The sequence below is a fragment of the Luteibacter sp. TLI7-4A genome (genome assembly GCF_056754745.1).
In genome coordinates, this window is the sequence record NZ_JBPGWO010000001.1 from 856,994 (window position 1) to 870,236 (window position 13,243).

Sequence of the window (13,243 nt, forward strand, 5' to 3'; positions counted from 1 at the left end):
CATGGCGCTGCTCGAGATCGCGGCCAATTCGGTGGCATCGGCGTTCGCCGCGCAGGAAGGCGGTGCGGGACGCGTCGAACTGTGCGCCTGCCTGGAGGAGGGGGGCGTCACTCCTTCGCACGGCACGATCGCGCTGGCGCGCGAAGGCCTGGACATTCCGCTCTATGTGTTGATCCGCCCGCGCGCGGGCGACTTCGTCTACGAGAATGCGGAGGTCGAGGCGATGCTCGACGACATCGCGCATTGCCGGGCGCTCGGTTGCGATGGCGTGGTCGTCGGCGCGCTCACTTCCGAAGGCGAAGTGGATGTGGACGTCTGCGCCCTGTTCGTACGCGCGGCCGAAGGCATGGGGCTCACCTTCCATCGCGCGTTCGACCTGGTCGAGGACCAGTCCTCCGCGCTGGAAACAGTGATCGATCTCGGGTTCGAGCGTGTGCTCACCTCCGGCGGCATGCAGAGCGCGGTGGCCGGTGCCTCGTCCATCGCGCGGCTCGTGGCGCAGGCGGGGGGACGGATCGTGGTGATGCCGGGAGCGGGCATCGAGCCGGGCAATGTCCTGGCGCTTCGCGAAGCCACGCGCGCCCGCGAGTTCCACGCGTCGGCGAAGAAACGCCTTCCCTCGGCGATGCGCCGCGCGCCCGGCGACGCGCTAGGCATGGGCGCGGGCGAGATCCGCACGGATGTCGACACCGTCCGTGCGCTGGTCGCCGCCCTCGCTTGATGCCTCAGCCCGCCGCCAGGCGGCGGAGGTCGTCGAGCCTGTCGGCATCGCGGATGGCGAGGTCGGTGCGCCAGCGCAGGATGCGCGGAAAGCGCACCGCCACGCCGGCCTTGTGGCGCCCCGAAGCCTGGATCGCCTCGAAGGCGAGTTCGAACACGTGCGTCGGCTCGACTGATCGCACGGGCCCGAAGCGGTCGATGGTGTGCGCCCGTATCCAGCGGTCGAGCCGGCCGATCTCGTCGTCGTCGAGGCCCGAGTAGGCCTTGGCCACGGGCACGAGCGCTTCGCCGTCCCAGACACCGAACGTGTAGTCGGTGAAGAGACCGGAACGCCGGCCGTGGCCAGGTTGCGCGTAGATCAGCACGGCATCGATCGTGTACGGGTCGACCTTCCATTTCCACCAGTCACCGCGTTTGCGGCCCACGCGGTACGGCGAATCGAGCCGCTTGAGCATCAGCCCTTCCGTACGGCGCTCGCGCGATTCGGTGCGCACCGCCGCCAACGCCTGCCAGTCCGGCGCCGTGATCGCGGGCGAGAGCATCAGCGTGGGGCGCCGCTCCTCGACAAGGCTGGCGAGCATCGCGCGGCGTTCGGAAAGGGGACGTTCGCGCATGTCCTGGCCGTGCAGTTCGAGCAGGTCGTAGGCCATCAGGCGCACGGGCGTATCGGCCAGCAGTTTCGGCCCGGGCTTGAGCTTGCCGATGCGCTTCTGCAACGCGGTGAAGGGCAACGGATGGTCTTCATCCAGTGCCCAGGCCAGGATCTCGCCGTCGATCACGCAGCCATCGGGAAGATCGAGGGCGGCCTGCTCGATCTCGGGGAATCGCCCGTCGAGGCGTTCCTCCCCGCGCGACCAGAGCAGCGCATCGCCGGCGCGGCGCATCAATTGCGCGCGGATGCCGTCCCACTTCCATTCGGCCAGCCATTCGCCGGCATCGCCCAGCGAGGCGGCCTCCTGTTCCAGCGGCGAGGCCAGGAAAAAGGGGTAAGGCCTTTCTCCCGCATGCTCGTCGGCGCGCTCGGCGTCGGCCAATGCCTGGAAGGCCGTGGCGCTGGGCGCCCAGGCACCACTGAGCCGATGCGCGATCAGGTCCGTCGGCAGGTTCGCCCATTGCGCGAGCGCCTGCACGACGAGCCGGTGCGACACGCCCACCCGCAGCGATCCCGTCAGCAGCTTGTTGACCAGGAACACCTGATCGCGTGGCAAGGGGCGCCACCATTCGCGCAGGAGATCGATGCGTTCGGACGATTCGAGCGCGTTGAGCGAGGGCAGGCGCGCTTCCATCCATACATGCAGTGGCGTGTCTTCCTGCTCGTCGCCGCCGCTGGGCAACATGAGTGCGATCGTCTCCGCGAGATCGCCGACATGCTGGTAGCTTTCGTCGATGAGCCAGTCGGCGTAGCCCGCCTCCGCGGCGAGCGCGGTGCGCAGTTCGGTCGACGTGGCGGTTCGCTTGAGCTTGCCGCCGCCGAGGACGTAGACGGCCCATGCCGCGTCTTCCGGCGGAGCCTCGGCAAAGTAGGCCGCCATCGCGTCGCGCTTGGCGGCCGTGGACGAGGTGCGATCGAGTACCTCGAAAAGGGCGGCGAATCGGCGCATCAGTCGCCTTCCTCGCTGCGGCGGAATTCCGGCATGCGTCCGCCGAGCGCGCTCAGCGGGAGCGCGTCGTGGCCGTTCTCGCGCAGGTGGCGGATCAAGGCCTCGCCGTCGCCGTGCGTGACGTAGATGCGCTTCGCGCCGCAGTCTTCCACGCTGCGGATGAGGCCCGGCCAGTCGGCATGGTCGGACACGACGAATCCGCGGTCGTAGCCGCGACGACGGCGCGCGCCACGCACCTGCATCCATCCGGAAGCGAAGCCGGTGGAGGCCTTGGCGAAGCGGCGCATCCACGGCGATCCCGCCGCCGAGGGTGGCGCCATCACCAGTTCGCCCGCGAAATCCTTGCCGCGGGCGGAGTCGCTGACGGCCTGCGTGGGTAGCATGTGCACGCCCGCTTCGCGGTATGCCTCGACCAGGCGCGGCATCGCGCCATGCAGGTGCACCGTGCGGTCGGTGCGCGTGGCCAGTTCGGCGAGCAACCGTTGCGCCTTGCCCAGGGCGTAACAGAACAGTACCGCCGGCACGCCGCGTGCCGCGCACTCGTCGAGCCAGTCGAGGATCTCGTCCACCACCCGGCTCATGGGCGGCCATCGGTAGATCGGCAGGGCGAAGGTGGATTCGGTGACGAAGATATCGCACGGCACCGGTTGGAAGGGATCGCAAGTGGGGTCGGGTTCGCGCTTGTAGTCGCCGGAAACCACCGCGACCTTTCCGCATCCTTCGATGCGGACCTGTGCCGCGCCGAGGATGTGTCCCGACGGATGCAGGGACACGCGGGTCTCGCCGAGGGTGAAGGCTTCGTTCCAGTCGTATTCGCGGATCGTGGCCGAGGCGCCCAGGCGCTCGCGCATCAGTCCGCCACCGGCACGCGCTACATGGTAGAGCGCGCTGCCTGCGCGTGCGTGGTCGCCGTGCGCGTGCGTGACGACCGCGCGGGCGACCGGCTGCATCGGGTCGATGAAGAAGTCGCCCGCCGGGCAGTAGAGGCCTTCGGGGCGCGGTAGCAGCAGGTCGCCATCCATGCGGCCGAAGGTAGGTGGCGGATCGTCAACAGCGCGAAAACGCCGCGGTGCCGACGTGGGATCAGGCCACGAACTGCAAACGTGCCAACTCGGCGTAGAGGCCGCCCTCGGCCAGCAGGCTCTCGTGCGTGCCCTGCGCCACGATCCGGCCGCCGTCCATCACGACGATGCGGTCGGCGCGCTGCACGGTGGCCAGGCGATGCGCGATCACCAGCGTGGTGCGGCCCTTCTCCAGGCGTTCCAGCGCGTGCTGGATGGCCGCTTCCGATTGCGCGTCGAGCGCCGAGGTCGCTTCGTCCAGCAGCAGCAATGGGGCATCGCGCAGGATCGCCCGGGCGATGGCGATGCGTTGCTTCTGCCCGCCGGACAGGCGCACGCCACGTTCGCCCAGCGCCGCTTCGTAGCCATCGGGCAGGGCGGCGATGAAGCCGTCCGCTTCGGCGAGGCGCGCGGCTTCGCGCACCTCGTCGTCGGAGGCGTCGGCGCGGCCGAAGCGGATGTTGTCCGCGGCGGTGCCGCCGAAGATCACGGTCTCTTGCGGTACCAGCGCGATCGCCCCGCGTAGTTCGGGCAGGGCGAGTGCGCGCAGGTCGATGCCGTCGAAGCGAATGGAGCCGGAACGAGGATCGTGGAAGCGGAGCAGCAAGCTGAAGACCGTGCTCTTGCCGGCGCCCGACGGACCGACGAGCGCCACGGTTTCTCCCGGTGCGATGTCCAGGTTGAAATCGGAGAGAGCGGCCACGTCCGGGCGCGACGGGTAGCGGAATTCCACATGCTCGAAGCGCAACGATCCGGTGACCGGCCGGGGCAGGGGCTCCGGCGCTTCGGGCGTGAAGATGCCGGGCCGTTCGGCGAAGAGTTCGCCGATGCGTTCCATGGCACCGGCGGCACGCAGCACGTCGCCCCATACTTCGGACAGGCCGGCCACCGAGCCGGCGGCGAAGATCGCGTAAAGCACGAACTGGCTCAGCACGCCCGGTGCGAGGTCGCCGGCGATGACGTCGCGCGCACCCGCCCAAAGCACCAGGGTGATCGCGCCGAAGATCAGCACGATCACGGCGGCGGTCAGCAGCGAACGCATGCCGATCCGGCGGCGCGCCGTCGCCAGGGCGAGGTCGATGGCGCGGGCGTAGCGGCGGCTTTCGATCGGTTCGCGCGCGTAGGCCTTGACCGCCTGCGCGGCGTTCAGGGTCTCGTTGGCGACGGCGGCGGCATCGGCGATGCGGTCCTGGCTGTGCCGCGAGAGCTTTTGCACGCGGCGGCCGAAGACGAGGATGGGCAGCATCACCGCCGGGATGACCAGTGCGGTGAGCCCGGCGAGGCGCGGGCTGGTCCAGGCCATGGCCGCCGCGGCGCCGATCAGCATCACCACGCTGCGCAGCGCCACCGAGATGCCGGAGCCGACCAGGGTCTGCACCACTTCGGTGTCCGTGCCCAGGCGGGAGGTGAGTTCGCCGACGCGGGTGCTTTCATAGAAACCCACGTCCAGCCCGATCACGTGCTGGTAAAGGGTGGTGCGCAACGAGGCGAGCGAGCGCTCGCCGAGCAGGGCGATGCAGTAATACCGGGCGGCCGTGGCGATGGCCAGGACCACGGCCACGCCGAACAGGCCCAGGAACGTGCCGTTGATCGTGGCGATGCTCGACGCGAGGAAGCCATGATCGATGATGTGCCGCACCGCCACGGGCAGGAGCAACGAGGCACCGGACGATATGCCCAGGAACACGAGCCAGCCGATGGCGAGGCCCTTGTGCGGCTTCAGGAACGGCCAGAGATTGCGCAGTGCCCCGATCTTGCGTGATTTCTCCCTGCGTTCGTCGCTCATGCTCGCTTCGCTTCCGGATTCATTCGCCAACGAATGGGGCCATCCGGTGCAGTATTCAACATGGATCGACGCGGCGGGGATGCACCTTGCCCCGGGTCAGGTCGACGATCCGCGCGGCGATGGCGTCCAGCCGGTCCACCGGCGCCCGTACGCTCAGTTCCGCGCCGTCGGCGACGAAGGTCTCCTGTTCGATGGTGGCCTCCATCTCGCGCAATCGTGCCGAGACCAGGGCCAGTTCGCCGAATTCGCAGCGCAGCCGCAGGCATCCGGTGGCGACGATCGGCAGTCGCGGCGCGAGGCGCAGGCACTCCGCGGCCGTCCCCCATAGGCGCGCGCGAGCCCGCCCGCGCCGAGCTTGATTCCGCCGTACCAGCGCGTGACCAGCACGGCCACGCGGTCGCAGCCCTGGCCGTCGATGGCCTGCAGGATGGGCCGGCCGGCGGTGCCGCCGGGCTCGCCGTCGTCGTTGAAGCGGTAGGCCTCGCCGATGCGATACGCCCAGCAGTTGTGCGTGGCACCCGGATCGCCCACCGAATCGAACCATGCCAGGGCGTCGGCCGGCGATTCGACGGGCATGGCCTGGGCGAGGAAGCGGCTCTTCTTGATCTCTTCTTCGTGGCGCCAGGGCGAGGCGAGGGTTTCCAGCGGTGCACTCAAGGGGTCAGGTCGCGCAGGTCTTGTGGCAGGTCGTAGCGAGGATAGCGCTCGCGCAGCTCGCGCAGGCGCCGTAAGGCTTCCTCGCGCTCTCCCCGGCCGAGCAACTGCCGGATCTCGCCGACGCGGTCGTCCGGATCGAGTTCCGTTTTCATCGCGTGATCGGACACGGCGCCGAAGGCCCGAGGGGCCGGTTTGGACACGGCCGATGACTTGGGTGCCGGTGCCGAACGCCGCGCCATCCTCGCCGGGGGCGTCGCAGGTGCCGCCTCTTGCAGGACGACAGGAGCGCTCGCTTGCACGGGCACGTATGCGGTGGACTCGATGTGCTGCGCCGTGGGAGGGGGAGTGGGAAGCGTCGCCGCCACGTCGGGGCGGCTGTCGCGCAGTTGCCACGCCAGGCCGGCGGCCAGCACCAGCACCGCCGCCGATCCCAGCGCGATGGGCCAGCGTGCCCGGCGTCGGCGGGCCGGTACCGCACGATCGGCCTGCGCGAGCACCGCCGCGTCCAGCGCGGGGTCGGGCTCGGTCCTTGGCAGGCGCGCGTACAGCGCCGCGAGTTCGCGCTCGTCGGGCAGGTCATCGTCGTGGGGTGGTGGCGTGTTCGGGTTCATGTCATTCGGCAACGAGTTCTCGTATCCGTGCCATGGCGTAGCGGAGCCGCGATTTCGCGGTTTCCTTGCCCACTCCGGTCACGGCGGCGATGTCCTCCAGGGATAGTTCGTTCTCCATGCGTAGCACGAAGGCCGTTCGTTGTTCGTCGGGAAGGCTTTCGATCGCGCGTTGCATGCGCCGGCGCAGTTCGAAATCCGAAAGGGCGTGATCGGGTTGCTCGCGTTCCGGAGCGGCCTGTGCGGCGAAGACCGCCTCGGCCTCTTCGGCACCGGCCCGTGGACGCTGCCGCCGGAAGCTGTCCACGGCCAGGTTGTGCGCGATCTGGAGCAACCAGGTGCTGAACTTCGCCTCGGCGCGATAACGCTGGCGCGCGACGATCACTCGGCTCCAGGTCTCCTGGAACAACTCGTCGGCGACCGCCCGGTCTTTCACCGTCTTCAGCAGGAACCGATACAACGGGCCCTTGTGCTTCGCGTAAAGCTCCCCGAACGCGGCCGCGTTCCCGCCCGCCCAGGCGAGCATCAGCCCGCCGTCGTCGGTAAGGGGAGCATCCATGGACGGGGAGGTTACCTTATCGCCGCGGGGATTCCGCGACAGGCTCGGTCGACATCCCGCCGGCCATGCTCGCCAGCCTCGACATCTCCGCGCGGTAGCCGCCTTCGTCCTTGCCCTGCGCGTCACGCGCCAACTCGGCGACCTTGTCGTAGCCGAAGCCGTCCACGTACTTGCCGCCGCGCAGGTTCTCCGCGAACGCCGCCACCGCCGCGGCGAAACGCAAGCGCTCGCTCGCTCGCCCTGCGATGTCGGCGGACAAGGGCTGCTCGACAAGCCGGCTCGCGCCGCCATCCGGCGCCTTGTAGCGCAGGCGGAGGAAACCGAGTTCACCGGATGCGGGCGTGTCTTTCGCGGAGGCGTAACGCAGCGGATCGACGCGTGCGCCCTTGGAACCTTTCAACGTGATCTCGTACAGCGCGGTGACGCGGGCACCCGCGCCGATCTCGCCCGCATCGACGGCGTCGTTGTTGAAGTCTTCGCGTGCGAGGACGCGCTTCTCGTAGCCGATCAAGCGGTACTCGGCGACGACTCCCGGGTTGAACTCCACCTGGATCTTCACGTCCTTGGCGATCGTCATCAGCGTCGCCGACATCTCGTCCACCAGCACGCGACGCCCTTCGCCGAGGTTGTCGATGTAGTGGTGGCTGCCGTTACCGGCGTCGGCCAGTTCCACGGCCATTTCGTCGTTATAGTTGCCTTCGCCGAAACCCAGCGTGGTCAGCGCGATGCCGCTCTTGCGCTTTTCCGCGATGCGGTCTTTCAGGGCCTGCACGCCGACGGTGCCGACGTTGAAGTCGCCGTCGGTGGCGAGGATGACGCGGTTCACGCCGCCCTTGATGAAGCCCTTCGCCGCCTGCGCATAGGCGAGGTCGATGCCGGCGGCGCCGTTGGTGGACCCGCCCGCGCCGAGCGCGTCGATGGCCGCGGCGATCTTCGCGTGTTCGTCGCCCGGCGTGGAAGGCAAGGCGACGCAGGTCGCGCCGGCATAGGTCACCAGCGAGATACGATCGGCCGCGCGCAGCTTCGGCACGATCTGCTTCAGCGAGGCCTTGAGCAGGGGCAGCTTGTCCGGCTCGTCCATGGAACCGGACACATCCACGAGGAAGACGAGGTTGGCCGGGGGAATCTCGCTGGCGGGCACGCTGTATCCCTGGATGCCGATGAGCAGCAGCTGGCGCTCGGGATTCCATGGCGCGGGCGCGAATTCCGTCGTGACGCCGAACGGCTTCGCGCGACTCGTCGGCACCGTATAGCCGTAGTCGAAGTAGTTGATGAATTCCTCGGTACGGACGGCGTCGACGGGCGGCAGGCGGCCTTCGTCGAGCATGTGCCGCACGTTCGTATACGAGCCGGTGTCGACGTCGATGCTGAAGGTCGACACCGGGTCGCTGGCGGCGAGATGGACGGAATTCGGCGTGCGATGCGCGTAGTTCTCGCGGTCGACGGGCAGGTAGGGTGGCGCGATCGCGGTGGCGTAACCGGTTTGCGCCACGGATTCGACCAGCGCCTGTGGTGCGGCCTTCGTCATGGCCGGCGGTGTGGGTGCGGCGGCCGGAGCGGCCATCGCGTGCGCGAGCATCCGCCGAACCGGCATGCCTTGGCCAGGCTGGCAGCCGTTCTCATCGGCCGGCGGCGGTGACGTGTCGTGCCGCGCGGCGAAGGCATCGCCCGAGGCGGCCACCCCGGCGGTGGCGACCAACCCGGCGAACAGGAGGGAAAGCGTGACGCGGAGCGTATTCATCGTGCATGGCCTCGTGGGTGACATGACGGTGAAACGCAGGGAGGGATGGATCGGGGTTAACCGGTGTGACGCGATTCGTTCAGCCGGGTCGGATCCGCCCGCGGTTCCTCGCCCGCGCTCACCCGGTTCCGGCCGGTCTGCTTGGCCCGGTAGAGCGCGCGGTCGGCCGCATTGAGCAGGTCCAGCGGGCCGCCATGCGCACTCACCTGCACGTGGGCCACGCCGATGCTGATGGTGACCACGCCGAAGGGACTCGAAGGATGGATGATCGCCAGCGCCTCGACCTGTGCCCGCAGGTCCTCGGCCAGGGCCAGGGCGTCGGTAAGGCGGGTGCCGGGAGCGATGACGGCGAATTCCTCGCCACCGAACCGGGCGACGAAATCTCCCGCGCGGACGCCGCGTCCGATAAGTCCGCCGACGAGGGAACGCAGGCAGTCGTCGCCCGCCAGGTGGCCGTAGCGGTCGTTGTATTCCTTGAAGAAGTCGACGTCGATCATCAACAGGGAGATCGGTTCCTGTTGGCCCGGGCGATGCCATTCGCGCAGGAGGCGCTCGTCGAGCGCCCGTCGGTTGGCCAGGCCGGTGAGGCTGTCGACGAAGACCAGTCCTTGCAGCTCGTCGCGGCTGCGCGATAACCGGTATTCCTCCTCGACCAGGCCGACCTGGGCCAGCGTGCCGCGCAGGCCGATGCCGATCACGGCGGCGATGGCCCCCACGATGCCCAGCGTGGGATAGCCCGGGATCACCATGAGCCCGAAACCCAGCACGCTCATGGCCAGGAAGGTCGGGCTCGCGCTCAGCACGAAGCGCACGAGGTAGACCGGCGGATGCCAGTGCCGCCTCGGCTGGCGCATTGTCGCCGTGACGAAGAGTGCGAGGAAGGGCAGGTCCAGCAACGCGTCCCAGGGCGACGTGCCGAATTCCGGATGTCCACCCAGCGCCACATAGTGGTTGTAGAAGTAACCGGAAAGCGCATAGGTGACGAAGAACGCCGTCACGCCACGAAAGAAAAAATGATCGTCCGCGCGGTCGGTCGCCAGGTAGCGCAGCGACGCGGCCAGCGCGAGGCAGGCGTTCTCGAAGTCGAGCATGTAGGCGATGTCGATCGCCTGCTGCGTCGCCATCGCGCCCTGCACCGACACGATGGAGAACGTGCGCACGTAGAACAGTACCCCGAGCAGGGCGGCCAGGATCAGGTCGATCGTGACGGCCCATTTCTTGCGCGCCGGCACGGGAGCCGACGAGACGGCCACCAGCACGGGCAGCACGTACAGGATGTAGAAGAACATGCTGTCGCCGGGCGCCGGGTTGGAGTTTTCCAACACGTAGTTCTGCCGGGCGGACAGCGACATGCCCACGGTCCACAGGGCGAGGCTGGCGAACAGCAACCACCAGCGCCGGTCACGCGGCGGCCCCGAGCGGCGCCAGGCCGATACCACGCTGCCGAGCGCCAGCGCCGCGACGGTAAAGAAGCACACATAGGAGACTTCCATGCCCCCGGAAGGCATGTTCGCCAGTGCGATCACGTGGACCAGGACGATGGCCACCGCGACGATGACTGCTTTCATGGCGTGCCTCCCCCTGCCTGCAACGCAATAGTCATATCGGCGGGGACGGCGGGAAGTTGAGGTCCATGAACGGATGTTAAGCCTGGGGCGGACCAAGATGTGAAGGTACTGACGGACCGGGGCGGCGGTTTTCCGGTCCAAGACCCCAATCTTTGCCTATCGGTAATCTCACCTGTTCCGGGTCGTCGTCTTGGATTCCCTGCGTAGGGGTCGCAGGATGTCAGCCTGATTTCGTCACCGAAGGAGCGTGCCATGTCCTCACATCCCGTGAAGATCCCCGGCCCCGACCATCCCATCACGATCGCGCCGGCGGGTGGCAGGGTGGTGGTGCGTGACGGCGACCGGGTCGTCGCCGACACCCGCGACGCGCTCGTGCTCAAGGAAGCCAGCTACCCGCCCGTGTTCTACATCCCCCGTGCCGATGCCGACATGGCCTCGTTGCGCCGGACCGAGCACCATACGCATTGTCCTTACAAGGGTGAAGCCTCGTATTACAGCCTCCCGGGCAACGAGGAAAGGGCGATCAATGCGATCTGGACCTACGAGGAGCCGCACGAGGCGGTCTCGTCGATCCGCGGTCACCTCGCTTTCTATCCCGACCGCGTGCGCATCGAGCACACGCCCGGCTGACCGCCCCGCCACGGAGCCCATCCATGCAAGCTTTCGTCGACACCACCTGGGCGCCAGGCGCCGCCTCCCACCGCGCCGGCACGAGCGCGACCCGCGCCGGCACGAGCGCGACCGCCGCCCGATGTCAGCCCGGCCTCTCGCTCCGCGAACGTTACGACGCCGTGCGGGCGCGTACCGAGGGGCTCGTCGCGTCGCTCGGCCCGGAGGACATGGTCGTCCAGTCGATGCCCGATGCGAGCCCCGCCAAATGGCATCTGGCGCACACGACATGGTTCTTCGAGACCTTCCTGCTCGGACCGAACGTGCCCGGCTACGACGTCTTCGATGCCGAATTCGGGTATCTCTTCAATTCCTACTACGAAGCCGTCGGCCCGCGTCATCCGCGACCGTTGCGCGGCTTGCTGACCCGGCCGTCGACCGATCGCGTGATCGCCTATCGCCATCACGTGGACACGCATATGCGGACCTTTCTCGCTGGCGCGATAGGCCCCGAGCTGGAAGCGCTGCTGCGGCTCGGCTTCGCCCATGAGGAACAGCACCAGGAACTGCTGGTGATGGATGTGCAGCACCTGTTCGCGCAGTCGCCGCTGAAACCGGCCTTCGATCCGGCATGGTCCGCGCCGGCACCCGGTCCGACAGGCCGGTTCCGCCCGGTGGGCGGTGGGCCGGTGCGCATCGGTGCCGTCGACGAATCCTTCGCCTTCGACAACGAAGGTCCCAGGCACACGGTTTGGCTGGAGCCGTTCGAGATCGCCGACCGCCTGGTCACCAACGGCCAATGGCTGGCCTTCATGGCGCTCGGCGGCTATCGCCGCGCCGACCTGTGGCTTTCCGACGGATGGGCTCAGCGCCAGGAGGAAGGATGGGAATCGCCGCTCTACTGGCAGCACGACGGCGAAGCCTGGTCGCACATGACTCCCGGCGGCTGGCGGCCGGTCGATCCCGACGCGCCGGTGACCCATGTCAGTTACTACGAAGCGGAGGCTTTCGCGCGCTGGGCCGGTGCACGTCTGCCGACGGAAGCGGAGTGGGAGCACGCCATGCGTACACGCGACGACCTGGAGCAGGTCGACGATGTCGCCTGGCAGTGGACGGCCAGTTCGTACTCGCCGTATCCGGGGTTTCGCGCGGCGGACGATGCGGTCGGTGAGTACAACGGGAAGTTCATGATCGGCCAGATGGTCTTGCGTGGTGGCGCCAGCGTCACGCCGTCAGGGCACGCACGGATCTCGTACCGTAATTTCTACCGGCCCGGGCAGCGCTGGATGTTCAGCGGCGTGCGCCTCGCGCGCGATCCCGCGTTCACGCCGGATGGCGACCGCCTGGCCTTCCTGCGCGACACGCTGGCCGGGCTGTCCTCGTCACCGAAGACCTTCTCGCCGAAGTACTTCTACGACGGGGCGGGGTCCGACCTGTTCGAGGCGATATGCGTCACGCCGGAGTATTATCCGACGCGCACGGAGACGGCCTTGCTTCATGAGATCGCTCCTGCGCTCGCCGCAGGTATTTCGCAAGGCGCCGTGCTGCTCGAATTGGGCAGTGGGGCCAGCGACAAGACGCGGATGCTGCTCGACGCCGCGCCCTGGATTTCCGCCTACGTTCCGGTGGATATCAGCGCCGCCGCGCTGGATGGCGCGGTGACTCGTTTGCGTGAGGCGTATCCGTCGCTCGCGGTGCATCCGGTGGTGGGTGATTTCACCCACGCGATCGAGGTTCCGAAGGCCTTGGCGGGACGTCCCGTCGTGGCGTTCTTCCCTGGTTCCACGATCGGCAATTTCACGCCAGCGGAGGCCATCGCCTTGCTGCGTTCGGTGCGGGAACGGCTCGGGCCGGGTGCGCGCTTCATCGTGGGGGCGGATCAGGTCAAGGACGTGGACGTGCTGCTCGCCGCCTATGACGATGCCGCCGGCGTGACCGCCGCGTTCAACCGCAACGTGCTCGTTCGCATCAACCGTGAACTCGACGGCGATTTCGATCCCGAGGCGTTCGAACACCGCGCGGTGTGGAACTCGGAACTCGAACGCATCGAGATGCACCTGGTGAGCCGCGAGGCGCAGCGCGTGACGGTCGCCGGTCAGTCGTTCGCCTTCGCCGCCGGCGAGTCGATCCACACGGAGAACTCGCACAAGTTCACGCCGGCGTCGTTCGCATTACTGGCGGAAGCGGGTGGGTGGCGGATCGAGAAGGAATGGGTGTCGGCGGCGCCGACGTTCGGGGTGTTTTCCCTGGTGGCGGCTTCGTAGGGGATCGCGGTCCGGCCGCGTTCCACCGGCTACGAGCATCGCGGCCGAGGCCGCTTCCCACCCTGTGTG

General features: G+C 68.3%; 10 protein-coding genes and 1 pseudogene. 3 read left to right on the forward strand and 8 right to left on the reverse strand.

Going from position 1 to position 13,243, the window contains the following annotated elements; all coding sequences use genetic code 11:
* Nucleotide 1: 1 nt before the first annotated feature.
* Nucleotides 2-721, forward strand: coding sequence for a copper homeostasis protein CutC (locus ACR9Y6_RS03835; RefSeq protein WP_481280067.1), 720 nt, complete (start codon nt 2-4; stop codon nt 719-721).
* Nucleotides 722-725: 4 nt separating this feature from the next.
* Here the strand turns inward: ACR9Y6_RS03835 and ACR9Y6_RS03840 are convergent, their stop codons facing one another.
* The 8 genes and pseudogenes from ACR9Y6_RS03840 to ACR9Y6_RS03875 all read right to left on the reverse strand — a co-directional run bounded on the left by ACR9Y6_RS03840 (nt 726) and on the right by ACR9Y6_RS03875 (nt 10,301).
* On the reverse strand, nt 726-2,321 hold the full coding sequence (locus tag ACR9Y6_RS03840) for an ATP-dependent DNA ligase (protein ID WP_481280068.1): 1,596 nt from the start codon (nt 2,319-2,321) through the stop codon (nt 726-728).
* Nucleotides 2,321-3,343, reverse strand: coding sequence for a ligase-associated DNA damage response exonuclease (locus ACR9Y6_RS03845; protein WP_481280069.1), 1,023 nt, complete (start codon nt 3,341-3,343; stop codon nt 2,321-2,323). Before ACR9Y6_RS03845 ends, ACR9Y6_RS03840 begins: the two co-directional genes overlap by 1 nt.
* A 61-nt stretch (nt 3,344-3,404) precedes the next feature.
* Nucleotides 3,405-5,168 carry an ABC transporter transmembrane domain-containing protein gene (locus ACR9Y6_RS03850; RefSeq protein ID WP_481280070.1) on the reverse strand — a complete coding sequence of 588 codons (1,764 nt, stop codon included), beginning with the start codon at nt 5,166-5,168 and terminating at the stop codon, nt 3,405-3,407.
* Between the two features lie 55 nt (nt 5,169-5,223).
* Nucleotides 5,224-5,825: pseudogene (locus ACR9Y6_RS03855) on the reverse strand (IMPACT family protein).
* The gene (locus tag ACR9Y6_RS03860) at nt 5,822-6,436 is read right to left on the reverse strand and encodes a hypothetical protein (protein WP_481280071.1); all 615 of its coding nucleotides are present in this window, start codon (nt 6,434-6,436) and stop codon (nt 5,822-5,824) included. The pseudogene ACR9Y6_RS03855 and the gene ACR9Y6_RS03860 overlap by 4 nt, the downstream one beginning before the upstream one ends.
* 1 nt (nt 6,437) lies before the next feature.
* Nucleotides 6,438-6,992: an RNA polymerase sigma factor gene (locus ACR9Y6_RS03865; protein ID WP_481280072.1), complete on the reverse strand. Its 555-nt coding sequence runs from the start codon at nt 6,990-6,992 to the stop codon at nt 6,438-6,440.
* Nucleotides 6,993-7,008: 16 nt separating this feature from the next.
* On the reverse strand, nt 7,009-8,733 hold the full coding sequence (locus ACR9Y6_RS03870) for a vWA domain-containing protein (RefSeq protein WP_481280073.1): 1,725 nt from the start codon (nt 8,731-8,733) through the stop codon (nt 7,009-7,011).
* Between the two features lie 56 nt (nt 8,734-8,789).
* Complete coding sequence (locus tag ACR9Y6_RS03875; protein ID WP_481280074.1) at nt 8,790-10,301, reverse strand: GGDEF domain-containing protein; 1,512 nt, start codon at nt 10,299-10,301, stop codon at nt 8,790-8,792.
* A 252-nt stretch (nt 10,302-10,553) separates the two neighbouring features.
* On the opposite strand from ACR9Y6_RS03875, the gene ACR9Y6_RS03880 reads away from it, so the two are divergent.
* Nucleotides 10,554-10,931, forward strand: a complete 378-nt coding sequence (locus ACR9Y6_RS03880; RefSeq protein WP_481280075.1) for a DUF427 domain-containing protein — start codon at nt 10,554-10,556, stop codon at nt 10,929-10,931.
* A gap of 23 nt (nt 10,932-10,954) precedes the next feature.
* Nucleotides 10,955-13,174, forward strand: coding sequence for an ergothioneine biosynthesis protein EgtB (gene egtB / locus ACR9Y6_RS03885; protein ID WP_481280076.1), 2,220 nt, complete (start codon nt 10,955-10,957; stop codon nt 13,172-13,174).
* The last annotated feature ends 69 nt before the right edge of the window (nt 13,175-13,243 follow it).

Excerpts from the sequence above, each read along its gene's own strand:
- ACR9Y6_RS03875 (WP_481280074.1), bottom strand. The coding sequence starts at position 10,301 with ATGAAAGCAGTCATCGTCGCGGTGGCCATCGTCCTGGTCCACGTGATC.
- ACR9Y6_RS03835 (WP_481280067.1), top strand. The coding sequence starts at position 2 with ATGGCGCTGCTCGAGATCGCGGCCAATTCGGTGGCATCGGCGTTCGCC.
- ACR9Y6_RS03865 (WP_481280072.1), bottom strand. The coding sequence starts at position 6,992 with ATGGATGCTCCCCTTACCGACGACGGCGGGCTGATGCTCGCCTGGGCG.
- ACR9Y6_RS03845 (WP_481280069.1), bottom strand. The coding sequence starts at position 3,343 with ATGGATGGCGACCTGCTGCTACCGCGCCCCGAAGGCCTCTACTGCCCG.
- egtB (WP_481280076.1), top strand. The coding sequence starts at position 10,955 with ATGCAAGCTTTCGTCGACACCACCTGGGCGCCAGGCGCCGCCTCCCAC.
- ACR9Y6_RS03870 (WP_481280073.1), bottom strand. The coding sequence starts at position 8,733 with ATGAATACGCTCCGCGTCACGCTTTCCCTCCTGTTCGCCGGGTTGGTC.
- ACR9Y6_RS03850 (WP_481280070.1), bottom strand. The coding sequence starts at position 5,168 with ATGAGCGACGAACGCAGGGAGAAATCACGCAAGATCGGGGCACTGCGC.
- ACR9Y6_RS03860 (WP_481280071.1), bottom strand. The coding sequence starts at position 6,436 with ATGAACCCGAACACGCCACCACCCCACGACGATGACCTGCCCGACGAG.
- ACR9Y6_RS03880 (WP_481280075.1), top strand. The coding sequence starts at position 10,554 with ATGTCCTCACATCCCGTGAAGATCCCCGGCCCCGACCATCCCATCACG.
- ACR9Y6_RS03840 (WP_481280068.1), bottom strand. The coding sequence starts at position 2,321 with ATGCGCCGATTCGCCGCCCTTTTCGAGGTACTCGATCGCACCTCGTCC.